General features: G+C 46.0%; 13 protein-coding genes. 7 read left to right on the top strand and 6 right to left on the bottom strand.

The features are described 5' to 3' along the window. Nucleotides 1–116 precede the first annotated feature (116 nt). A complete protein-coding gene (locus tag QME20_RS06570; RefSeq protein ID WP_014950531.1) occupies nt 117–2381 on the bottom strand; it encodes a TonB-dependent receptor in 2265 nt (754 codons plus the stop codon). Nucleotides 2382–3443: 1062 nt separating this feature from the next. On the opposite strand from QME20_RS06570, the gene QME20_RS06565 reads away from it, so the two are divergent. From QME20_RS06565 to QME20_RS06540, 6 genes are all read left to right on the top strand, one after another. Further along, nucleotides 3444–4106, top strand: coding sequence for a GntR family transcriptional regulator (locus QME20_RS06565; RefSeq protein WP_014977261.1), 663 nt, complete (start codon nt 3444–3446; stop codon nt 4104–4106). A 65-nt stretch (nt 4107–4171) separates the two neighbouring features. Beyond that, a complete protein-coding gene (gene prpB, locus QME20_RS06560; protein ID WP_281715655.1) occupies nt 4172–5047 on the top strand; it encodes a methylisocitrate lyase in 876 nt (291 codons plus the stop codon). A 258-nt stretch (nt 5048–5305) separates the two neighbouring features. Further along, a complete protein-coding gene (prpC, locus tag QME20_RS06555) occupies nt 5306–6430 on the top strand; it encodes a 2-methylcitrate synthase (protein WP_281715654.1) in 1125 nt (374 codons plus the stop codon). Nucleotides 6431–6448: 18 nt separating this feature from the next. Further along, on the top strand, nt 6449–9040 hold the full coding sequence (gene acnD, locus QME20_RS06550) for a Fe/S-dependent 2-methylisocitrate dehydratase AcnD (protein WP_110288188.1): 2592 nt from the start codon (nt 6449–6451) through the stop codon (nt 9038–9040). Nucleotides 9041–9586: 546 nt separating this feature from the next. Next, nucleotides 9587–10768: a 2-methylaconitate cis-trans isomerase PrpF gene (prpF, locus tag QME20_RS06545; RefSeq protein ID WP_281715653.1), complete on the top strand. Its 1182-nt coding sequence runs from the start codon at nt 9587–9589 to the stop codon at nt 10766–10768. 121 nt (nt 10769–10889) lie between these two features. Then, a complete protein-coding gene (locus tag QME20_RS06540; protein ID WP_281715652.1) occupies nt 10890–12146 on the top strand; it encodes a response regulator in 1257 nt (418 codons plus the stop codon). Nucleotides 12147–12156: 10 nt separating this feature from the next. Here QME20_RS06540 and QME20_RS06535 read toward each other — a convergent pair whose 3' ends face one another. The 5 genes from QME20_RS06535 to QME20_RS06515 form a co-directional block, all read right to left on the bottom strand. Continuing rightward, nucleotides 12157–13734 carry a sodium/solute symporter gene (locus tag QME20_RS06535; RefSeq protein WP_281715651.1) on the bottom strand — a complete coding sequence of 526 codons (1578 nt, stop codon included), beginning with the start codon at nt 13732–13734 and terminating at the stop codon, nt 12157–12159. A gap of 101 nt (nt 13735–13835) precedes the next feature. Continuing rightward, nucleotides 13836–15542, bottom strand: a complete 1707-nt coding sequence (locus tag QME20_RS06530) for a PH domain-containing protein (RefSeq protein ID WP_281715650.1) — start codon at nt 15540–15542, stop codon at nt 13836–13838. Beyond that, nucleotides 15542–16096, bottom strand: a complete 555-nt coding sequence (locus QME20_RS06525; protein ID WP_281715649.1) for a PH domain-containing protein — start codon at nt 16094–16096, stop codon at nt 15542–15544. Before QME20_RS06525 ends, QME20_RS06530 begins: the two co-directional genes overlap by 1 nt. A gap of 174 nt (nt 16097–16270) precedes the next feature. Next, nucleotides 16271–18625: an aerobic respiration two-component sensor histidine kinase ArcB gene (arcB, locus tag QME20_RS06520; protein ID WP_014950541.1), complete on the bottom strand. Its 2355-nt coding sequence runs from the start codon at nt 18623–18625 to the stop codon at nt 16271–16273. Nucleotides 18626–18724: 99 nt separating this feature from the next. Next, the gene (locus QME20_RS06515) at nt 18725–19660 is read right to left on the bottom strand and encodes an N-acetylmuramoyl-L-alanine amidase (protein WP_281715648.1); all 936 of its coding nucleotides are present in this window, start codon (nt 19658–19660) and stop codon (nt 18725–18727) included. Nucleotides 19661–20322: 662 nt separating this feature from the next. On the opposite strand from QME20_RS06515, the gene gltB reads away from it, so the two are divergent. Further along, nucleotides 20323–24789, top strand: a complete 4467-nt coding sequence (gene gltB, locus QME20_RS06510) for a glutamate synthase large subunit (protein WP_281715647.1) — start codon at nt 20323–20325, stop codon at nt 24787–24789. Nucleotides 24790–24800 lie beyond the last annotated feature (11 nt).

Here is a 24800-nt window from a genome sequence, read left to right as displayed (position 1 = left end):
TCTGATCAGAGTCTGGAGGAATAGTTCAAAAAAATCCCCACTAATTACTTAGTAGGGATTTGTGTATAAGAGACAGGTCTTTAGACTGGCTTTATAATTGTAACTCGTTGTAGCTATTAGAATTCAGTTGAGAATCTAACACCAAACTCGCTTGCGTCGTTGCTTAGAATTTGCAGGATGTAGTCACCTGTATTCAAGCGTGCATTGTCGTAACGCTCATCAAAAATATTGCGACCGTAAAGTGCAACAGTATACGCATCATTCGCTGGCGTATAAGCGATGTCGAAGTTAACAAGCTCACGGCTATCAAGTTTAGTCATACGCTCAGGTGCTGAAGTAGGCTCACCATACATTTCTGCACGATATGAGTAATCTGCACGTACGCGAATTGAATCACCACCATCAAGCTCAAAGGTATACTGCGGACCAATTGCAAGGGTTAGGTCTGGAGTAAGTGGCGCTACAGGATTGAATCCATCTTGCTCTTCAACATCAACATCCATATAACCAACGCTGGTCATCATGCTGAAGTTGCCATAGGTAAACGTAGCATCAGCTTCAACACCACGTGATGTTTGCTCTACCACAAGGTTTGCGGTGTCGAAACCACCTTCGCTCACGCGACTTACTTGGTAAGGAAGATCTTCAAACTCAGTGTTAAATACTGCAACGCTAATGTCGAAGTAATCATTCACACGACCTTTAATACCTACTTCATAGTTAGTAGCAGTAATATTGTCAGACGCCGTAAAACAGTTATTTGCGCGAACCGCCGCTTGAGCGCCTTCGATATCATCAAAGCCACCTGCACCGAAGAACTCACCAATTAGGCAGTAAGGACGTGCTGGGAATTGACCCGACTGGTAGCCAGACTGAATTGTCGCATAGCCTGTCATGCCATTTTCAAATGTGTAGTTAGTGGCGAGTTCCCACGTCACTTCGTCCCAATCATTTGAATCATAGATAGTACCAAGTGCTGAAAATACGTTCGCTGATGCTTCTTTTTCATCTTTCGTGTAACGAAGGCCACCAGAAAGGCTAAGCTCATCAGTTAAGTCACGGCGAACGTTAACGTAAACCGCTTTTGAAGTGGTTTCTTGATCGAGTTCTAGCAGGTTAGCCCCACCGTCAAAACTAGAGTCGTCACCTTGACGGTTGCTACCTTCTTCGTTGAAGTAGTAAACACCAGCAACAAAGTCAGTGTATTCGTTGATATAGCCGTTAAGCTGAAGTTCGATTGATGTTTGATCGGCTTCGCCACGCTCAGGGAACTGATCTAACGAGTAAATTGTACCGTCATCATCAAGACCTGCTTTGTACTTAGATGTACGCTGGCTTGCAACAACCTTTGCAGTGTAGTCTTCGTTAATGTCCCACTCAGTAGTGAGTGAAAGACCACGCGCTTCGTTCGACACGCCAGTTACTGCTTCAGTACCTGTTGCATTGTCGTAGATATCAGCGCCTTCAGGTGTCACATCTGTGTTACGTAACGGTACACCAACACCATTCTGACCACCGAAATAGCGATCTGAACCCACTTCATCAATTAGCACAGTGTAAGGACGCAGACCGCCGTCGCCATTGTTAGCATCTGCAGTTAATACCATGCGGAAGTCATTTGATGGCTCCCACTTAAGAGAAACGCGGCCAGAAACATCTTCAGTCTCACCAACATCGTACTCGGCGTTAGGTACGTTGATGAACTCACCAAGACCATCGCGCTTGTTAAATGACAGGTTCATGTTAAACGCTACGGTTTCTGAAAGACCGTGGTTAACAAAAAGATCAGCTTTAACGCGACCACGTGTACCAAATTCAGTGTTGATTTTGGTTACATCACCTTGGTCTGGCTCTTTTGTGATGATGTTAATTGCACCACCAATCGAGTTACGACCATATAGCGTACCTTGAGGGCCACGAAGTACCTCAATACGCTCAATATTATTTAGGCTCCAGTTTTGACCAACCTGACGGCCCAGATAAACACCGTCTACATAAACACTCACACCCGGATCGGTTGTGATTAGGTGATCTTGAAGACCAATACCACGAATAAATGGGTTTACAGACGATGTGTGGCCGGCAGAGAAACCAGTAACATTTAGGTTTGGAACGAATTTACCAACGTCAGTCAGGTCAGTAATACCTTGGTCAGCTAACTTGTCGCCATCGAAGGCGCTAATAGCAATTGGAACTTCATAGATAACTTGAGGGCGTTTTGTTGCGGTAACGGTAATGGCTTCAAATTGTTGCTCTTCAGTTGCTTCTGCTTCTTGGGCAACGGCAATATTTGAAATTGCTGGAACGGTCATCGCTACTGCTAGTGCGACAGGTGAAAGCTTACTGGCGAGTGCCTTAGACACGTCAGTATTGGTTTTCATGGTATAACCCCTTTGCGTGAGTGTTAGGTGTAATAATATTTTTAGGCCGCTTCAAGTTCTTCTTTGGAACTTTGAAAGACTAAACTCACTAGGGCCTGTTGACCTTTGTTGTACATTTTTGCAGCGGTCTGTGTGCCATCTAGACAAGGCGAATGTTTGACGGTTTAGTGGTTCTAAATCGAGAACATTCAACGCAGTATAGATGGCACAAAGGCGCTGCCCGAAGGGGTCGTTATGGAAGCCTTTTACTCTTTGTCACAGTCCTTTAACTTAGCCCGCTAGGCTTGCAGGACTGTTTCGCGATTAAAAGGCTTCCATTTAGACCAAAATTCGTACACCAAAGGTCAACAGGCCCTAATTTAAGAGGCGCACATAACCTTGTGCTTATACTGGATTACAGGCAATAAAAAAGTAAGTCGCAATAAAACATTACAAACTTACTTTCAATGAAACGCTGCTTTAAAAGTAGAACTTACTTTTCCAGCCCTCTAAAATTCAGTACGAAGAATTTAGGCTTGAAGACTGGAACGATATGTTACCGTTAGATTACGATCTTGCAAAGTAAAATATTACACTTTTACTAAAATAAGACTTCAAAATTAGACTAATTGGTTAGGTTAAGCATCAAACAAAAAGTATATATAAATTCCATAAAAACAATTAGATATCATAAAGATAATTTACTCTATCTCTTCACAACACCTAAGCGAATAAAGTAAAGAAGACCTAGACCAAATGGACAAACTTTAAACAAATCACCATTGGCTTGAATCATTCTTTAGCTCAGAACCTCTGTATGTAACTTTCGTTACCAAATTCCCTCTTCCGTCCGGCAGTAGCAATCAATATGGTTGCGCAAGGTTCGCCTAATAGACGTAAGCTGACACATGGCTCTGTTTGCGTATCGCATTAAACCATTGCACAATTGTCAACACAGGCCGCTAAACAAGACTATCAGACTAATATCTTACTCTCGTTGTCGACAATCCAAACCTTTTAAGGTTGAAAAAACGCCAAAATGGGCATATATTGTCGACATTAGTCATTTTAAGATTCTATACAGTGTTAGTAAAAAGCGAACAAGCCATCACCAATGCCGACCGCACTTTCTTTCAATTAAGAAAGGATATTGTTGAGGGTATCATTCCAGCAGGCAGTAAGCTGAGTGAAATGGAATTGTCGACAAAGTATGAAGTCAGTCGCGCCGTTATTCGTGAAGCCATCAATCGTCTCGCTACCTGTCACTTGGTGGAACGTAAAGCTAACGTGGGTGCCCGTGTGGTTGCACTGTCCCCCGAAGGCCTTATTCAGCTATACCAAGTGCGCGAAGCATTAGAGGGTATGGCCGCCCGCTTGGCTGCACGCTACATGAGCGATGAAGAAATTGCCGACATGCAGGCGTTGCTTGATAGCCACTTCGATAAAGTAAAAGACGGTCAAAGCTATTATCAAGAAGCCGGCGATGTAGACTTTCACTACAGAATTGTAACCGGCAGTAAAAACGATCATCTCATCAGCGTACTTGTAGACGGGCTTTACCATCTTGTTCGTATGTATCGCGTACAGCTCGGTATGGCTGGCCCTCGCGTAAGTACCGCCTTTGATGAACACAGACACATCGTTAACGCTATTGCCAATCGCGACGAGGAACTGGCTGAAATGCTAATGCGTCGCCATATTCTTTATTCAAAAAATAATATTGAGAAGAAGCTTAATCATGGTTAACACCACTCAGTCTTCTTCATACCTAATTCACCTCTACCCTACTTTCAAATAAGCGAGTGATTATCATGAGTGCAGGAAAGAAATTCAGAACCGCATTAGAGAACAACAAACCGCTACAAATTGTCGGCACCATTAACGCCTATACTGCAATGATGGCAAAGGCTATTGGGCACCAAGCGATTTATCTTTCAGGTGGAGGCGTAGCGAATGCGTCTTACGGCCTACCGGACTTAGGCATGACGTCACTTAATGATGTGATTGCAGACGTTCAACGCATTACCAGCGCGTGCGATCTTCCGCTAATGGTAGACATCGACACCGGTTGGGGCGGAGCATTTAACATTGCCAAAACTATTCGCGACATGGAAAAAGCAGGCGCGGCGGCAGTTCATATGGAAGACCAGGTTGCGCAAAAGCGCTGTGGTCACCGTCCTAACAAAGAAATTGTTAGCACAGAAGAAATGGTAGACCGCATAAAAGCTGCAGTTGACGCCAGAACTGACGCAGACTTTTTCATTATGGCGCGCACCGACGCGTTCGCACAAGAAGGTTTAGACAAAGCCATTGAACGTGCAAAAGCCTATGTTGCAGCAGGTGCTGACGGTATTTTTGCCGAAGCAGTGCAAACCGAAGAACATTACCGTGCATTTGCTGAAGCGCTAGACGTTCCGATCCTTGCCAATATCACTGAGTTCGGCAAAACCGAACTATGGAATAAAGAAGAGCTTGGTGAATGGGGTGCCGACATGGTGCTTTACCCACTAAGTGCATTCCGTGCGATGAATAAAGCAGCAGAAATGGTTTACAAATCTATACTTGAAAACGGCGACCAAAAAGACGTTGTCGACAGCATGCAGACACGCATGGAACTGTACGATTATCTTGGCTACCACGAGTACGAGCAAAAACTAGATGCTCTATTCGCAGAAGGTAAGAACTAACACGAATACGAAACAGCAGGAAGCGAGTGAGGTGCGAGGCACCATTGAAGCTGGAACGGTACACAGGGCGTTACCACGCCGTGAACCCATCCATGGGGGCTCCGTTTCGGCATCCATGCCTCAAAGGGGTAACGCCCTGTGCACCGCCCCTACTCTCTCGGTGCCTCGCACCCCACTCGCCTGATGAGTTCAATGTAATTTTATTTATAAATTTTTAAAAAAGTACCTTACAAATTTTACAAGACCGGAGACAACAAGATGGCTAAACAGTTAAGTGGCGCGGGTTTACGCGGCCAAGTTGCAGGCAAAACAGAATTATCAACCGTAGGTAAATCAGGTTCTGGTTTAACGTATCGTGGCTACGACGTAAAAGACTTAGCGCAAAACTGTCAATTTGAAGAAGTGGCGTACCTTATTCTTAAGGGCAAGCTACCTAATCAGTCTGAACTTGACGCATATAAAACAAAACTTCGCGGCATGCGCGGCCTTCCATCAGCACTTAAAGAAGTGCTAGAGCGCATTCCAAAAAATGCCCACCCAATGGACGTACTTCGCACGGGCTGTTCAATGCTAGGTAACCTTGAAATGGAAACCAGCTTCGACCAGCAACAAGATGTTACGGATCGTATGTTAGCATGCTTCCCAAGTATCATTTGTTACTGGTACCGCTTCTCGCACGACGGCGTGCGCGTAGACGTTGAAACCGATGACGACTCAATTGGAGGTCACTTCCTTCACATGCTTCACGGCGAAAAGCCACGTGAACTTCATGAACAGGTTATGCATGTATCGTTAATTCTTTATGCAGAGCATGAATTTAACGCGTCTACCTTCACTGCACGTGTTTGCGCTTCAACCTTATCTGATATGCATTCTTGTGTAACGGGTGCTATCGGCTCACTTCGCGGCCCGCTTCACGGTGGTGCTAACGAAGCCGCCATGGAAATGATCGAGGGCTTTACCTCTGCTGATGACGCAGAAGAAAAAATGATGGGCATGCTTGAGCGCAAAGAGAAGATCATGGGCTTTGGCCATGCTATTTACTCAGACTCTGACCCGCGTAACGAAATCATCAAGCAATGGTCTGAAAAACTGGCTGCAGATGTGGGTGACGACGTACTTTACCCTGTGTCTGTTCGCTGTGAAGAAGTGATGTGGCGCGAGAAGAAGCTTTTCTGTAACGCCGATTTCTTCCACGCCTCTGCGTACAACTTCATGGGTATTCCTACGCCGCTATTTACGCCAATCTTCGTAATGTCACGCCTAACCGGTTGGGCGGCACACGTTATGGAACAGCGCGCTGACAACCGTATTATTCGCCCGTCAGCAGAATATACAGGCGAAGAACTACGCCCAGTGCCAGCTATTAGCGAACGCGCTTAAGATTAAGGTTGGGGTTTTATGAATATTGATTACCGTAAACCGCTTCCAAACGCGGGTATCGATTTTTTCGATACCCGTGAAGCGGTAGATGCTATTGAGCCTGGCGCCTACGCCAAGCTGCCTTACACCTCACGTGTACTGGCTGAGAACTTGGTGCGTAAATGCGCCCCTGAAATGCTTACCGACTCACTTAAACAGCTGATTTATCGCAAGCGCGACTTGGACTTTCCGTGGTTTCCTGCTCGTGTGGTGTGTCATGATATCTTGGGGCAAACGGCACTGGTAGACTTAGCGGGCCTTCGCGATGCTATTGCAGCAAAAGGCGGCGATCCGGCTAAAGTAAACCCGGTTGTGCCAACCCAACTGATTGTTGATCACTCGTTAGCCGTTGAACACGCTGGTTTTGAAAAAGATGCGTTTGAGAAAAACCGTGCTATCGAAGACAGACGTAACGACGACCGTTTCCACTTCATAAACTGGACAAAAACCGCGTTTAAAAACGTGGATGTCATCCCTCCGGGTAACGGCATTATGCACCAAATTAACTTGGAGCGTATGTCACCGGTTATTCAAGCTCGTGACGGCGTTGCATTCCCTGATACGCTAGTGGGTACAGACAGCCATACGCCGCATGTTGATGCTCTTGGCGTTATTGCCGTAGGTGTGGGCGGTCTTGAAGCGGAAAGCGTAATGCTGGGCCGCGCGTCTTACATGCGTTTGCCCGACATTGTAGGTGTTGAACTTACCGGCAAACCACAGCCAGGTATTACGGCTACCGACATTGTATTAGCGCTTACTGAATTCTTGCGTAAAGAGCGCGTAGTCTCTGCTTACCTTGAATTCTATGGTGAAGGTGCATCGCACCTGACGCTGGGCGACCGTGCTACTATTTCGAACATGACACCGGAGTATGGCGCCACTGCAGCCATGTTCTACATTGACCAGCAAACCATCGATTACTTACGCTTAACAGGGCGTGAGGAAAAGCAAATTGCACTTGTTGAGCAATATGCTAAGCACACAGGTTTATGGGCTGATGACTTAGAAACCGCCGAGTACGAGCGGGTGCTTACGTTCGACCTTTCTGCTGTTGGCCGTAACATGGCTGGCCCTTCTAACCCACACGCACGTTTACCTACCAGCGATTTAGAAAGTCGCGGTATAGCAGCGAAGTGGACCGAGGAGGAAGGCAAAATGCCTGATGGCGCGGTTATTATCGCGGCAATCACAAGCTGTACTAATACATCGAACCCACGCAATGTAATTGCTGCAGGTTTACTTGCTCGAAATGCCAACGCGCGCGGTTTAACCCGTAAGCCGTGGGTTAAGAGCTCACTAGCACCAGGCTCTAAGGCCGTTAAGCTGTATCTTGAAGAAGCTAACCTGATGAGCGAGCTGGAAGATTTAGGCTTTGGCGTGGTTGCCTTTGCGTGCACTACCTGTAACGGTATGAGCGGCGCGCTAGACCCTAAAATTCAGCAAGAGATCATCGACCGCGATCTTTACTCAACAGCAGTATTGTCGGGTAACCGTAACTTCGACGGCCGTATTCACCCTTACGCAAAGCAAGCATTCTTAGCATCGCCACCACTGGTTGTAGCTTACGCCATCGCCGGTACCGTGCGCTTTGATATTGAAAAAGACATATTGGGCACCGACAAAGAAGGCAACCCAGTAACGCTTAAAGATATTTGGCCAAGCGATGAAGAAATTGACGCTATTGTAGCGAAATCGGTTAAACCAGAGCACTTCAGAAAAGTGTACGAGCCAATGTTCGATTTAAGCGTGGACTACGGAAAAGACATTAACCCGCTTTATGACTGGCGTGAAATGAGCACCTACATTCGTCGCCCGCCCTATTGGGAAGGCGCGATGGATGCTGAGCGCACCATGAAAGGTATGCGTCCACTGGCTATTTTGGGAGATAACATCACCACCGATCACTTGTCGCCTTCAAACGCTATTTTAGCCAGCAGCGCGGCAGGTGAATACCTCCACAAAATGGGCTTACCGGAAGAAGACTTTAACTCGTATGCCACACACCGTGGTGACCACTTAACCGCACAGCGCGCTACCCTTGCGAACCCGAAAGTGTTCAACGAGATGGTGCTTGAAAACGGTGAAGTGAAGCAAGGTTCACTGGCGCGCGTTGAGCCAGAAGGACAAGTTATGCGCATGTGGGAAGCTATTGAAACCTACATGAACCGCAGACAGCCGCTGATTATTGTAGCCGGCGCTGACTACGGTCAGGGCTCGTCACGTGACTGGGCAGCCAAAGGCGTGCGCCTTGCGGGTGTTGAAGTGATTGTAGCTGAAGGTTTCGAACGTATTCACCGTACTAACCTTATTGGTATGGGCGTATTACCGCTTGAGTTTAAACCGGGAACTACGCGTAAAACACTAGAGCTAGATGGCACAGAAACTTACGACGTTAGCGGCGAACCGTCACCAGGTGCAACGCTAACACTGGTAGTGAACCGTCAAAACGGCGAGCAATTAGAAGTACCGGTAACCTGTCGCTTAGACACAGCAGAAGAAGTCTCTATTTACAGCGCAGGCGGGGTATTACAGCGCTTCGCCAAGGACTTCTTAGAAGCTGAAGCTAGCTGATTGTGATAGGAAGACCTTTCAGTGGGAGGAGGTGAATCAGTTACAGGGCACGCCGTGAATACGTCCTTGTAGGCTCCCAACTCGCATCCTTGCGAGTTGAGGGCCCTGAAACTGACCCACCTCCCCCACTTAAGTTCGGCCAATATTGCATCGGTTTACTTAGCTGGGAGATAAGTTAGTCATAGGGCACGCCCTAAATACGTCCCTATAGGCTCCCAACTCGCATCCTTGCGAGTTGAGGGCCCTGAAACTAATCCACCTCCTCCGTAGCTAGTATCAGCTAGTTTGGTTGGAAGTTGTTTGTGATTTGAAACCCTCCAGCCGCAAGGATGCGGCTGGGGAGCGCACATGGATGTGTTCACAGCGTATTTCAAATCACGAACAACCTTACTTCTCTCCAGATAAAATAGTTTTTAGTTTAAGAGTGCGTTGAGGCACGGTTGAAACCTTCGGGGCGCATGGACGCGCCCCGAGAGCCTACAAGGATGTATTTACGGCGTGTTTCAACTGTGCCTCAACGCACTCATACCGACGAAAGGAAAAAACATGACAAAGTATGCGCCACAACTTCGAGTACCGGCTACCTACATGCGTGGCGGTACCAGTAAGGGTGTGTTTTTCAATTTAACCGATTTGCCAGAAGCCGCGCAAAAGCCAGGTTCGGCGCGCGATGCCCTGCTTCTGCGCGTTATCGGAAGCCCCGATCCATACGGTAAACAAACTGACGGTATGGGTGGTGCTACATCAAGTACCAGCAAAACCGTTATCTTAAGCAAAAGTGAACGTGAAGGTTACGATGTCGACTACCTATTTGGTCAAGTAGCCATAGACAAGCCATTCGTAGACTGGAGTGGTAACTGCGGAAACCTAACGGCAGCCGTAGGCGCATTTGCGATAACCAATGGGCTGGTAGATAGAAGTAAATTACCAGAAAACGGCATTGCCACCGTCAATATTTGGCAAGCCAATATCAACAAAGCCATTATCGCTAAGGTGCCAATGACTAACGGGGAAGTACAGGAAACGGGTGATTTTGAACTAGACGGTGTCACCTTCCCTGCCGCAGAAGTAGAAGTAGCCTTCGTAGACCCAGCTGACGGTGAAGGGGCAATCTTCCCGACAGGACGATTAGTCGACACACTTGAAGTTCCAGGCGTAGGCTCACTTCAGGCGACCATGATAAACGCGGGTATTCCTACTATTTTCATCAACGCAGAAGATATTGGCTACACAGGCACTGAACTGCAGGATGACATAAACAGCGACGCCGAGGCGCTGTCCAAGTTCGAAGCTATTCGTGCACACGGCGCGGTTCAGATGGGGCTCATCAATGATGTGGGTGAAGCTGCAAACAGGCAACACACACCAAAAGTCGCGTTCGTTGCACCTCCAAGAGGTTACCAAGCATCCAGTGGCAAAGATATTTTGGGTTCAGACATTGATGTATTGGTTCGCGCACTGTCTATGGGGAAACTTCATCATGCTATGATGGGCACGGCAGCTGTAGCTATTGCCGCCGCAGCCGCCATTCCAGGAACCTTGGTGAATCTTGCAGCAGGCGGCAGTGACAGAGACTCAGTTACTTTTGGGCATCCATCAGGAACGCTAAGAGTAGGTGCTAAAGCGACGTTTGAAGATAACAAATGGCAAATTAAGCAAGCTGTAATGAGCAGAAGTGCGCGTGTTTTGATGGAAGGCTCTGTGCGTATTCCGGTTGAACAAAGTTAATACAACACAGTGTTACATAAGATAAAAGTTATTTAGACATTAGTTTAAAAAGCCCTCTTGCAGAGGGCTTTTTCGTCTGCAATTGGTTATTATCGAAGCCTAAGTGCCGAGAGTAAATCACATGTATAAAGTTCTTGTAGTAGAAGACAGTCTCACTGTCCGAAAGATTGTAAACAAACTTATTGAGGATAATCCTCACTTTACGTGTGATCTGTGCGAAGATCTTGCGGAAGCTAAAAGTGCCCTCGAGAGCGATACCGACTACTTGGCAGCTATCGTCGACTTAAACCTTCCCGACGCGCCCAACGGCGAGAGCGTTGAACTTGCACTTTCCTACAACGTTCCAACAATCGTGCTTACTGGGAATTTCGACGAATTTACTCGTGCTCAGCTACTCGATCAGGGCGTACTGGATTACATCACAAAAGAGTCTCGCTATTCATACCTTCAAGTGTCTAAACTTGTAGACCGCTTAAGAAAGAACCTCACTACCAAAGTGTTGGTAGTGGAAGATTCTAGAACGAGCCGAAATCACATTTGCTCATTACTTCGCAAATTCCAATTTCAGGTGCATGAAGCGAACGATGGCTTAGAAGCGTTGGAAGAGCTTGATAATCACCGCGATATTAAAATGGTTATTGCCGATCACCGTATGCCCAATATGGACGGTTATGAACTGGTTAAAGCAATACGCCACGAAAAACGCATGCAAGACTTGGTATTTATCGGTTTATCGGCAAACGGCGATAGCGTGTTGACCTCGAAATTCATTAAAAGCGGCGCCAATGACTTCTTGTCCAAACCGTTTTATCACGAAGAATTCTACTGCAGAATTATGCAAAACCTTGAATCACAAGAAATGATTCAAACTATTAGAAATTCAGCAAACTTAGACCCGCTAACTAAGGTATATAATCGCCGTTTTCTCTACGAAAGAGCAGAAGAGTTATTTGCCAATAAAGCGTCGAGAAAGGATGTCATTGTGTCTATGATCGATGCTGACAACTTCAAGAGCGTAAACGATACGTACGGCCATAAAACGGGTGACATGTTATTGCAGGAATTTGCTGCATTGTTAAAAGATTACTTCCCTGACGACCTAATTGTGCGCTACGGTGGCGAAGAATTTACCGTAGTATCGGTAAGGCCGCCCAAGGTTTACTTATCTGCGCTTTCAGCGTTTATGGATGCAGTGCGCTCTACTATTTTTACCAATCACAAGTTTAATATTACGTGCAGTATCGGTGTATGTACCGAGGAACACAAGTGCTTGGAGTCGCAGTTAGAAGTGGCTGATGCGCGCTTATACGAAGCTAAGCACGCGGGCAAAGATCAGATTATTCTGAGAGACTCAGTCGCCAAAACAGTAGAGGCGTAAATCACGGAGTCTACTGCAGCCAACGCGGCATTAAGTAGCAAACAACGACCAATAAGCAAAAATAGCCAAGCAATAGGGTTGCAATCGGCTTATCAATCAGTAAGCGTCGTTGACCAGAGGTGGTGATCGTCGCTGTATCGTTTTCATCATTAGCTGACAAAGCAGACAAGATAATAGCGGGTATCACTGTGCTCGCAAACCCCGTTACATTCCACCAAAACCAAAACACGTCCTCGACAAAAAATGCGAACGACAAATTAGTCAGCACGCCACACATCAGGGCGGTATTGACCTGTGTGGCATTTATCTTCTTCGTTAGCATGCCAAGTAGAAACACAGCCAAGACAGGACCAAAAAAAACAGAGCCCACTTTGTTCACCGCTTCTATTACGGTAGGCGCTATATCGCCAGCATTGAGCGAAAGCAGCAAAATAATCCCTCCCCAAAGCAAGCCCGCAAACTTAGCATGACTCAAGTAGCCTTCAGGTTTTGCGCGTTTCCGAGTGAGCTTGAAATAATCTTCAAGCGAAACAGCGGCAAGAGAGTTTATTGCTGAGCTCAGTGATGACATGGCTGCAGCAAGAATAGCGACCACAAGCAAGCCGATAAGCCCATGAGGTAAATAATTAAGAATAAAGACCGGCATAAGCCAGTCAGGATTATCTTTAGGAATTTGCGAAAGCAAGTTGGCGTCGTTAAACGCTAGTGTGCCGACCACCAAGCCTGCTAAACAATATAGAAGTGTTATAGGGAACCTAAAAATGCCATTGGCTAACATCATCTTTTTAAGATCGCTTTCCGATTTCGCTGACAATGCCCTCTGTGCTTCTGATTGATCACAACCGTAGTATGAGGCGTAAAGGATCACGCCACCTAGCACCATAGGAAAAAAGCCGAAGCCGTCACCATCAAAACCCAGAGATGAAAAATTAAGGGTAGAGACCCGCTCGCTTGGAAGTAACTGTAAAAAATGCTCCCAACCGCCTAATGCGTTAAGACCAAAAGCAATGCAGATAGCTGTGCCCAAAACGATGACAACCATTTGTACCGCGTCACCATATACAACTGCTTTCATGCCTCCTTGTAAGGAGTACAAAACGGTAATCACACCAATGAGTAATATTGCCTGCGTGGATGAAACCTGCATGGTTCCTTGCAATATAATGGATAGCGCGTAAACCATTATGCCGGTAGCGAAGGCTCTGCTAAATTGAAATACAACACTGATACAAATACGGGTAGAGGTAGAGAAACGTCGCTCAAGATAGTCATAAATACTCACCACACCGCTTCGGTATAATGTAGGCAACACGGTGGTAATGAGTAAAAGCATGGCTAACGGAACTGCTAGTTCATAAGAGAGCCAAATCAGCCCTCCACCCTCACGGAAGCCGACAAATGCAGGAGCGGAAACGAAACTGACCGCCGAGAGTTGCGTCGCCATCACTGAAAGTAACAGCGGTTTCCAACTTAAGCTTCTTCCAGCGAGAAAATAATCTTTCTTTGACTGCTGTCCACGCAAGCTAAAGCCGATGACGAGTAACGTGATGAGGTAAATCGCGATGACACTGTAATCAAGAATATCCATATAGACGCAAGGTTAAGCAACTAAATACCTACCATTACATAAACTCGGTCTATTTGCATAAAAAACGTATAAAAAAACAGCGCTCAAAGAAACAGTGTACGTTACATCCAAGACCTTCTGGTTGACTCCACCTCGAATAGCACACTATCTGCTAGTTTATTAACGTAGTCTTCTGGTAGAAACGGCACAGTCACCGCCCCCGAAGCCAGTACAAACTTAACGGTGGCCTGTTTTCTTCGCTTCATAAACACGCTTTGCTTAACGATAACTTGCTGCGCTTTATAGGGCTCAAAGCATTGATAGTCGATGCCTATTCTACCTCGCCTTATATAAACGTACTTACTGTCGTAGGCTATACCCCATCGCCACCACCTAAGCGTGAGTAACAGCGATACCGCACTAAAGACAACGAGTGAACCTAGCATAATATCTAGATGGGATGACACAGCGCCAATAGTGAAAAAGGTAATAAAAGGCAACGTCCAGCCCGCAAGCAACCAAAAAGTAATAAATCGCTTACTAATGGTTTGATAATCTTGACCTCGCAGGTCACATCCAGGCATCACTTCTTGACTAAGCGCGAAGGCTTCATCTTCGGTTACCGATGGCACAATAAGCTTATTTGGCGACATCAGTTCTTGCATTTGCTGCCCAGCCGTTGAGTTCTGCTCAAAATACAAATTCACCCGCTTTAGTATTTTATCCAGCCAGTCTTGCTTCGCCGTAATCATTTGGATGCGTGAAGCTCGCATGCTGACTTCCAGTTTATTAAGCAAGCCGCTGCGACGGATATAGCGATCACCTGTTCGTGAAAGTGTGTAGCCGTAAAAAGTGAAAAGCGCGCCACCAACACTCAGCAGTGCCACTAACGCCATAAGCATCATGAGAATGACAAAGGCATACAATCCAAATTGCCACCACGCAACCGTTTGTTCACCAACCAGCTGATTAAGCTGCAAGCCTTTATCGGCTAACCACTCTGAAACCAGACCGAACACATCGTCATAGAAAGGTGCCGCAGCACCCAGTATGATCCACACGCGATTGTTGGTGATACCGTGAATAATAATGTCTTTCACGGACCGTCGATTTAATACTTCTTCATTTGAATGGGAAGAATCTACCGCTTTAGCGCGCGTTCGTGGCGTGGGGAAAGATGAACTCTGCTCGTCGGATAAATCTTCATTTGGCAAACAATCCAGGTCACCCTCATCGTGCAGAGCTTTTTCATACAACACCTGCTTTTTTAGCGCTTCAGCATAATCTTCAGGAACCGCTACAATTTTAGCTTCTTCTTTCCCACTTCCTGCGGTATCAAGCACCACTAGCGCGTACCCAAAAGGTCGGTAATAAAAAGGGCGTTCTATCTTAACGTTTTGAATGCGCCACAAAGGCAAGTTGGTATAGCGGCGTTGAAACACGCCATGATGAATCTCAACGTGCTGGTTGTGCACGCGAAACTTGTACATTAAAAAGCTTATTACGCCGCTGACACTGGTAGATAGAAAGAGGATTCCAGCACCGATTAGTACTTCAGGCGACAGCAGGTTATCCCAAATATTGAACGATATGGCTAAGGCGGGAATGGTATAAATAAGCACTTGAGCCGAGTTGGTAAAATTGCGAATAGTAAAATACAAAATAGAAATTAGAGAGAGGCGCTGCCACTCATCACCCGTTTCTACTTTAAGTTTCGGTTCTTCCATATTAGCATCTTGCCCATGGGACTTGAGCGCAGCATCTTCTTTCAGCTCTTTTGACTGATTAAGTGTAGGCGCTTGGTGTGAGGGCGTTTCTGATACCGTCATTAGCGTGCACCTATGTCTTTATGAGCAAGAATGAACTCACGCAACTGCTCTGCCCTTTCAATGCTTAACCCAGGTATTTCAAACGTGTGCATTTCACCACCAGCCGAAAACACCTGAAGTGAGGCAAGACCCGCCCACCTGTCCAATGGACCGCGATTAACCTCTACATGCTGAACACGCAAAATAGGTTGGCACGAAAGTTTTCTAAAAATTAGCCCTGACTGCTTACTGATGTCTTGCTCTCGAATCGCATAAAATATGCGTACATCAGCAAAAAAGTGGTACAGCGCCCATAGAGAGCCTACAGCGACGATACCAGCAACAACATACGGGTAGGCTTGCTGCAGACCTTCTGGCAATGACCAAAAGCTTTGGAGTCGTAACGCAGAAGCAATACCGATTAGCACTAAGGCTATCAATCCAATGGAGAGGATATTTAGTGTCCGGTACTTTTTGGATATAGGAAGTAATGCGAGCGTTTGAAGTGAGGGAATTTCCTCAACACTGAGCTGATTATTTGAAAACACGGTTTCTTGTTGTGCGCTAATTGTCATCGCATTAATTCCTTTTACCACTGTATAAATAAGTTCAGCCTGCCGCTTTTTTTAAGGAGAGGCTTAGCTACTTAGCAACGCAGCTCTGACCGCTTTATCTAGCGCAGTTTTTATAACAAAAAAGAGGGCAAGCCCTCTTTTTTACGTTACCTATTAAAGAGCGCGTTATGCTAACTAGTCATCAACCTGCTGTTCATTCAGCCAATCGTGTAGTGCCTTCATGTCGTGCTGAACGGCCATTTGTAGCTCTTCCACCCAATCATGCACGTTCTCCCACCAAGTCGGATGGTCGCCTTGCTGAATTTGATTAGCAATACGCTGTACACGAGCCAAACCAACAGAGCCAGCGGCGCCTTTAATTTTGTGAGCCTGTGAGCACACTTCTGACTTTTCGTCCGCACTTAAGCTTAGCTGCAGTATTTCCATGTATTCAGGCATTTTTTCTTGGAATACTTTAACGCTAGCGCGCACCATTTCATCCCCTATGGTATCAACTAACATCTGTAACAAGTCCATATCTAAAATGTTACTTAATGTTTTGTTAGGTTCAGGGCGCTCTACTTCGCCATCAATTTCAAGCGGTGCAGGTGGTGCATGGAACAGCTCGTTAAACACCTCGATAACGCGAGATTTTTTAATCGGCTTCGCAATAACGTCATCCATACCGTTTTCTAAGTATTCATCACGCTTTTTAATGACGTTTGCCGTTAGCGCCACGATGGGCGTTTGCATAACCAGATCTTCTTCAATAATCGTACTTGCCACATCGAATCCTGTCATGTCAGGCAATTGAATATCAAGCAAGATAAGGTCGTATTGGTTTTCCCTGACTTTGTCTATGGCTTCTTGACCGGTCATTGCTACATCGACTTTCTGGCCAAGCTTCTCGAGCAAGGCTTTAGCGACCATGACGTTCAATTCAATATCTTCTACTAACAAGATATTGAGCCCTGTCACTTGAAGCTGCGCGACTTTCATCGGGCTATTAGAAATTTGAACTGGCAACACAATTTCAAAACGGGTGCCTTTACCCACTTTACTTGAAACGTGAATTTCACCTTTCATCAAGTCGACCATTTGCTTACAAATTGCCAATCCAATACCGGTACCTGTGGCCGATTGGTGGTCAGGGTGATCAACCTGATAGTACATGGCAAAAATCTTATCAATTTCGCTTTCAGGAATACCTACGCCCGTGTCTTCAATCACAAATGTTACATACGCCTTATCACCATCAGGTTTTGTCGATGAAACCGTTAAACTTACGTGACCTTTTTGTGTGAACTTCACTGCGTTAAACAGGATGTTCCATAATATCTGACGAAGGCGCGTACCATCTATTTCAACAAGACGGGGAAGCGGCTCGTTAATTGTCGTTTTAAGCTCTAGCTGTTTGTCGGCTGCAAGTAGACGAATAATGCTGCTAAGTTCTTCGGTAAAGTCTTTCAACGATATGGTTTTTAGACTCAGCTCAAGCTTATCTCTGTCTAACTTATCAAGGTCGATAATATCGTTAAAAATATTACCTAATGTTATAGCGCTGGCGTATATCGTACTTACCCAGTTAAATTGTTCTTCACTCAACTCGGTATCACGCAGCATACGGCTTAAGCCCACAATACCGTTTAGCGGTGTGCGTAGCTCATGACTTATGGTTGCGATAAAGCGAGTTTTGTCGGTACTTGCTTTTGCAGCAGCATTTTCAGCTTGCTTACGCTCAGTCATGTCTCGACCGAACGACAACAAGCCGAGGCGATTACCGTCTTTATCGAAGAAAGGTACACGCTTCATTTCGAAGTAACGACGACGTCCATCAGCAAAGCGAAGCCACAGCTCTTCTGTGATACTGGCGTTGGTTTCTAGAACTTCGTGATCACTCGCTACAATTTGGCGGGCAAGCTCTTCCTCATATACGTCTTTTGGCGTTAAGCCAAGCAGCTCTTGCTCGGTTTTGCCCGTCATAAGCTCCGCTATACGGTTACAACCAGCAAACCTGCCTTCTTCATTTCGGTAATATATTAAGTCTGGTGAGGCATCGATGATTGAACGTAACAAGGTTGATAAGCGGCGTGCTTGTGCTTCTTGTTCTGATTTATCCTGAATTTCTTTTTCTAAGTCTTTAAACAGCGCCTCACGCTCTTCTTGTGCTTGCTTGCGCTGCTCTATCTCGTGATTAAGCTGTCTGATGTTGCTTTGAAGTTCGCGGTTAAGAAAGACATCTTCTTCACGCAAACTTTCCAACTGGCTTACCACTTCCTTTAAGTTGGTACGTGAGTTTTCTAATTGCTTGATTAACTCACTAAAGAAATAAAGTACCCAAGGCGCAGATAACATGGTCAGTACTACAGCACTGATGAAGTCATCGGGCTGAACCTGGCTTCCCATGCTCACGCGAATTACGTATGAGCCCCCTAGCGTAAACACAAGCGAAAGAACAACAAACAATATGCTGAGCTTTAGAGTGCCAAAACGCTGAACAAATTGGGCAAAGCGAATTGCCCAAGAATCGTTTGGTGAATCTGAATGCATGTACGTCTAATTTAAGCTTATTTTGCGGTTATCCTATCAGGCTTTCCTCTTTTCGGGAATGCGGTTTGTCAAAGCATAACTCTGTGGCCCTGCTCAGAATTAGGATTTGAAAGGCGACTTTTCAGTAATTTCATTAATGTATTTGGTATTCACCCATCCCACCTTCGTGTAAGACACTTTCGCCCACTCCCCTCGCTTTTCCAGTATTTTTAGCACTTCGCCCTTATTCAAACCGTTCTCGACAGTTGGGTACGAAACATCTGGCCCTTTTCTCACATTCAGCGAATTGACACTTACATTGGCCACCCTCTTTACAGGGCTAGCGAGATCCCGCTGAATTTGATCATGCGCCTCTCGCTGTGAATTCGAATCACTTGACTCAGTTGCCCACCTTTCACTATCACTTTGCAAAACAGCGGCTTTGAGTCTTTGAAGGGGAAAAGCGGGGCCAGGATCGACCTTTCGTGACGGCGCTATTTCTTCGTGCCCGACGATAGTAGAGATGTTGTAGTGGCTACACAACGCTTTACACAGCGATAGCGTCCTAACAATTTGTACGTCGGTGTACTTGTGCCAATAGCCCATAGACTGTTGGTTAATGTGCTGGGCAGCTAATACTTCATTCTCGCCAAAAATTTCGCCAAACCAACTTTCAAAGGTGCCGTCTCCTCTAGCCTTAAGCTGGCCGGCATTGTCTAATTCAATGCCGATAGAGTACTGATTCAAGCCACTACGCCCCTCGTAATAACTTTCTCCTGCGTGCCACGCTATTTTATTAGTCGGAAGCATTTGGACAATGTCACCATTGCGTCCAACGGCAAAATGAGCTGACACACCGCTATCGGCATTGGTCAAGACATTCACCGAAGATGAAAGGCTACTACCGGCGGTAAAATGAATAACAATAGTATCGGGAGATCCAGATTGAAAACGCCCAGATGTATTAGGAGAAAGCCTGAAGGTGATATTGTCGCCAGTTAGAATATGATCATCTATACTAAATATAGGCAGTGGTGAAGCATGTAGTGTATTCATACAATAATCCTTATTGTCTTAACAGCACGCCACCACAGTGAATTTTTATTCTTCGCCTTTCACATAAGCGTACACTCAATTCCCACACAGGGCTCTCTATCAACATCCTTCAGCGCACCACGAGCCTTACCTGTGGTTAATTTTCAACCAATATAGCAAACTACTTATATTAGTGGAACCATAGCTTTACAAATTAATAAAAATACACCGCAAACCGCTACTGACAACATAAAACATCAATTTCAAAGCATATTTATTCATTAATAAAACGCAAATGAGAAGTAATATCATTTATAAGGGGTGAGTTATTCACTTTGCAATACTGATAACATTTTTGTTACAAACATAAATGACGACACGTAAGCAACTGATTAATAAACATTTAATTATATTTATACTAATTCACTATAAAGCTTATACTTTTAGCGTTTGATTTTAGTTTTTAATGTGGGTATTTTGTACGGCCCGCATCGCAATAATGCATAAAAATGCGGAAACGACTGGAATCCTCTAATAATAAAATAACGACAAGAAAGGCGCACGCCGCGAGCAATACCGCTCGCAGGCATAAAAGACGTCTAATAATGTTGTGATACGCAAACCTAGGCGCATCTACACGCAACGCATACCTTGCCCAGTCAAAAGGTTGAAGGAGTTAAGAGATGAGTTTATATAATCCCAATGATTCCCGGGACAACTGTGGGTTTGGCTTAATCGCTCACACTCATGGGGAAGCCAGTCATGAATTGGTAACTACTGCAATACACGGTCTTGACCGTATGCAGCATCGTGGCGGTATCGCCGCCGACGGGAAAACCGGTGACGGCTGTGGTTTATTACTACAGAAACCGGATGCGTTCTTCCATGCAATCGCCGAAGAAAATGGCTGGAAACTCAGCAAAAAATACGGCGTGGGCATGATTTTCTTAAGTCAGGACCCGGTACTTGCGCAAGCCGCGCGTGAAGTACTTAATGAAGAACTAGAAAAAGAAACACTTTCAGTAGTGGGTTGGCGCGAAGTGCCTGTCGACCACTCAGTACTGGGTGAATTAGCGCTAACGGGTGTTCCACAAATTGAACAGGTATTTGTGAACGCGCCAGCAGGTTGGAGAAAACGCGACCTTGAGCGTCGTTTGTATATGATCCGCCGCCGCGCTGAGAAACGTCTTGAGAAAGATCCCGATTTTTACGTAGCTTGTTTGTCAGGCTTGGTAACGATCTACAAAGGCTTGGTAATGCCAAAAGACTTACCTGCCTTTTATCACGATCTTGCCGATGAGCGTATGCAAAGCGCAATTTGCGTTTTCCACCAACGCTTTTCAACAAATACACTACCACGCTGGCCGCTTGCTCAGCCTTTCCGCTTCCTTGCGCACAACGGTGAGATTAACACCATTAAAGGAAACCGCGACTGGGCCATGGCACGTGCTGCTAAATTCGCAACGCCACTTATTCCAGATCTTAAAGATGCAGCCCCTTTCGTTAATACTGAAGGATCAGACTCATCCTCGCTGGATAACATGCTGGAGCTATTCTTAGCCGGCGGTATGGATTTATTCCGTGCTATGCGGTTACTTGTTCCACCCGCCTATCAAAACAACAAGACCATGGACGATGATCTTCGTGCATTTTACGAGTTTAACTCTATGCACATGGAACCATGGGACGGCCCAGCGGGTATCGTTTTGACTAACGGTCGCCACGTTGCCTGTAACCTTGATAGAAATGGTCTACGTCCTGCTCGTTACGTTATTACTAAGAACGGTTTCATTACCCTAGCCTCAGAAGTAGGTATCTGGGATTACGAGCAAGCTGACGTAATTGAAAAAGGCCGTGTAGGCCCAGGTGAAATGCTTGCTGTAGACACATACACAGGCAAAATCTGGCGCTCTACTGAAATTGATGAAGACTTAAAAGCACGTCACCCTTATAAAGAGTGGCTAGATAAGCATATTCGTCGACTTACACCAATTGAAAAGCTTGATGCGTCATTAATTGGTAAACGCGTGTTTGACGACGATGCCATGGCGGTGTACCACAAGCTACACGCCTACAGCTATGAAGAAATTCAACAAGTTGTAAAAGTACTCGCGAAAGACGGTCAAGAAGCTGTTGGTTCAATGGGTGATGACACGCCAATGGCGGTTATGTCCTCGCGCCAACGTACGGTTTACGACTATTTCCGTCAGCAATTCGCACAGGTTACTAACCCGCCTATCGACCCGCTACGTGAAAACCACGTTATGTCGTTGGCAACCTGTATTGGCCGCGAGCAAAACGTATTTAGCGAAACCTCAGGTTACGCTGACCGCGTATTGTTTGACTCGCCAGTGCTAATGTATACCGACCTTAAGCAACTGCGCGAATTTAACCCAGACAACTACTACTCAGAAGTCGTTGAGCTTCAATATGCGCCGCAAGAAGGTTTGAAGAAAGCCATCGAGCGCGTGTGTAACGAAGTCGAGATGCTGGTTAAAAACAAGCGTGCTGCGTTCGTTATTCTGTCTGACAGAAACATTAAACAAAATCGCTTGGTTATCCCTGCAGCGATGGCAGTTGGTGCGGTACAACGTCGCTTAGTTGAAAAGTCATTACGCTGCGATGCTAACGTTGTTGTTGAGACAGCAAGTGCCCGCGATCCACACCATTTCGCGGTGTTGATTGGCTTAGGTGCCACTGCGGTTTACCCATTCCTAGCATATGAAACTATTGAGCAGCTTTGTGAAAAAGGCGAGCTAGATATTTCTCCTATGCAGGCCACGTTGAACTACCGTAAGGGTATCAACAAAGGCTTGTACAAGATCATGTCGAAAATGGGTATTAGCACTGTTGCTAGCTACCGTAGCTCTAAACTGTTTGAAGCAGTGGGTATTAACAACGAAGTGATGAAGTTATGCTTTAAAGGTGTGACCTCACGCATTCAAGGTGCGGGCTTCGATGATTTCCAGCAAGATCTTATCAACCTAAACCGTATTGCTTGGCTTAAGCGTAAATCTGTCGATCACGGCGGCTTGCTTAAATACGTGCACGGTGGCGAATATCACGCCTATAACCCAGACGTAGTCAGTACGCTTCAAAAGGCTGTGGTGTCTGGTAACTACGACGACTACCAGCAATATGCAAAGCTTGTTAACGAGCGTGCGCCTGCGCACATTCGCGACTTGCTAGCTATAAACCCTGATTGCGACCCTATTGATATTAGTAAAGTAGAAGCACCGGAAAACTTATTCCCACGCTTTGATACTGCGGCAATGTCAATTGGTGCACTAAGCCCTGAAGCGCACGAAGCACTAGCAATTGCCATGAACCGCCTGGGCGGTCAGTCTAACTCTGGGGAAGGTGGCGAACACCCTTCTCGCTTTGGAACTGAAAAGAACTCTAAAATTAAGCAGGTGGCTTCAGGTCGCTTTGGTGTAACGCCTCACTATTTGGTTAACGCAAACGTTATTCAAATTAAAGTGGCGCAGGGAGCAAAACCGGGTGAAGGCGGTCAGCTTCCCGGCGATAAGGTAAATAAATACATCGCACAGCTACGTTTCTCTGTGCCAGGTGTAACCCTTATTTCACCACCTCCACACCACGATATTTACTCAATTGAAGATTTGGCACAGCTAATTTTCGATTTGAAACAGGTTAATCCAACGGCACTTATATCCGTTAAGCTAGTATCTGAGCCGGGTGTTGGCACCATTGCAACAGGTGTAGCGAAAGCCTATGCCGACCTTATCACCGTTTCAGGTTACGACGGCGGTACAGGTGCAAGCCCGCTAACATCAGTTAAGTATGCGGGTAGCCCATTTGAGCTTGGTTTATCTGAAACTCAGCAAGCGCTTATTGAAAACGGCTTACGTCACAAAGTACGCGTTCAAACCGACGGTGGTTTGAAAACAGGCTTAGACGTAGTAAAAGCCGGTATTTTAGGCGCTGAGAGCTTTGGTTTTGGTACAGGTCCAATGGTGGCTTTAGGCTGTAAATATCTACGTATTTGCCACTTGAACAACTGTGCGACCGGTGTTGCAACGCAGGATCAAAAACTGCGTGACGACCACTTCATTGGCTTACCTGATATGGTAATGAACTACTTCAAGTTTATTGCTCAAGAAGTGCGTGAAATCATGGCGTCTATGGGTATTGCTAAGTTCGACGACCTTGTTGGTCGCACAGAGCTACTTAAAGTTTTAGATGGCATTACCGCTAAGCAAAACCGTTTAGATTTGTCTCCGTTGCTAGCGCAGCCTAAAGCAGGCGACCATACGCGCTTATTCTGCTCACAAACGACCAACGCACCTATCGATAAAGGTGAATTGAACGCGCAGATGCTTAAAGACGGCCAGCAAGCGGTTGTTGACGGTAAATCTATTACTCTTAAATACCCGATTCGCAATACGGATCGCTCTGTCGGCGCATTGCTATCAGGTGAAATCGCTAAACACCACGGTAACCACGACTTTGAAGATACACCTATCAAAGTTGAACTTACCGGTACAGCGGGTCAGAGCTTCGGTGTGTGGAACGCTGGCGGCCTGCATATGCACCTTGAAGGTGATGCCAACGATTATGTAGGTAAAGGGATGACCGGCGGTAAGCTTGTTATTCACCCACCACGCAATATCTCTTACGACGCCCACGACAGCGCCATTATGGGTAACACCTGCCTTTACGGTGCAACAGGCGGTAAGCTGTTTGCTGCTGGCCGTGCTGGCGAGCGCTTTGGCGTACGTAACTCTGGTGCTATTGCGGTAGTTGAAGGCATTGGCGATAACGGCTGTGAATATATGACAGGCGGTATCGTGGCTGTACTTGGTCCGGTTGGTGTTAACTTCGGTGCAGGTATGACTGGTGGTTTTGCTTATCTTATGGATGATGGCGACGACCTTGATAACCGTGTAAATGCGGAACTGGTCGATGTAATGCCAATTGAAGATAAAGCGATTCTTGCTGAGCACTTACGTGGCTTAATTAATCAGCATTACGAAGAAACAGGAAGCGAGCACTCGTTGTCGTTGCTTACTGACTTCGCCGCAACGCTGAAACGCTTCAAGCTTATTAAGCCAAAAACCAGTGATGTGAAAAACTTGCTTGGTCACATCAGTCGTTCAAGTGCTGAATTACGCATTCAGGCTCAGTAGGAGGATTTAGT

Origin of the sequence: Alteromonas sp. CyTr2, assembly GCF_947311905.1 — a bacterium.
Classification (GTDB): Bacteria; Pseudomonadota; Gammaproteobacteria; order Enterobacterales; family Alteromonadaceae; genus Alteromonas; species Alteromonas macleodii.
The sequence above is the reverse complement of the archived record's forward strand: the minus strand, read 5'-3'. Positions and strand labels throughout refer to the sequence as shown.

Bases quoted from the DNA above. Each gene is read 5' to 3' on its own strand.
- QME20_RS06570 (WP_014950531.1), bottom strand. From the start codon at position 2,381: ATGAAAACCAATACTGACGTGTCTAAGGCACTCGCCAGTAAGCTTTCA.
- prpB (WP_281715655.1), top strand. From the start codon at position 4,172: ATGAGTGCAGGAAAGAAATTCAGAACCGCATTAGAGAACAACAAACCG.
- prpC (WP_281715654.1), top strand. From the start codon at position 5,306: ATGGCTAAACAGTTAAGTGGCGCGGGTTTACGCGGCCAAGTTGCAGGC.
- acnD (WP_110288188.1), top strand. From the start codon at position 6,449: ATGAATATTGATTACCGTAAACCGCTTCCAAACGCGGGTATCGATTTT.
- prpF (WP_281715653.1), top strand. From the start codon at position 9,587: ATGACAAAGTATGCGCCACAACTTCGAGTACCGGCTACCTACATGCGT.
- QME20_RS06540 (WP_281715652.1), top strand. From the start codon at position 10,890: ATGTATAAAGTTCTTGTAGTAGAAGACAGTCTCACTGTCCGAAAGATT.
- QME20_RS06535 (WP_281715651.1), bottom strand. From the start codon at position 13,734: ATGGATATTCTTGATTACAGTGTCATCGCGATTTACCTCATCACGTTA.
- QME20_RS06530 (WP_281715650.1), bottom strand. From the start codon at position 15,542: ATGACGGTATCAGAAACGCCCTCACACCAAGCGCCTACACTTAATCAG.
- QME20_RS06525 (WP_281715649.1), bottom strand. From the start codon at position 16,096: ATGACAATTAGCGCACAACAAGAAACCGTGTTTTCAAATAATCAGCTC.
- arcB (WP_014950541.1), bottom strand. From the start codon at position 18,625: ATGCATTCAGATTCACCAAACGATTCTTGGGCAATTCGCTTTGCCCAA.
- QME20_RS06515 (WP_281715648.1), bottom strand. From the start codon at position 19,660: ATGAATACACTACATGCTTCACCACTGCCTATATTTAGTATAGATGAT.
- gltB (WP_281715647.1), top strand. From the start codon at position 20,323: ATGAGTTTATATAATCCCAATGATTCCCGGGACAACTGTGGGTTTGGC.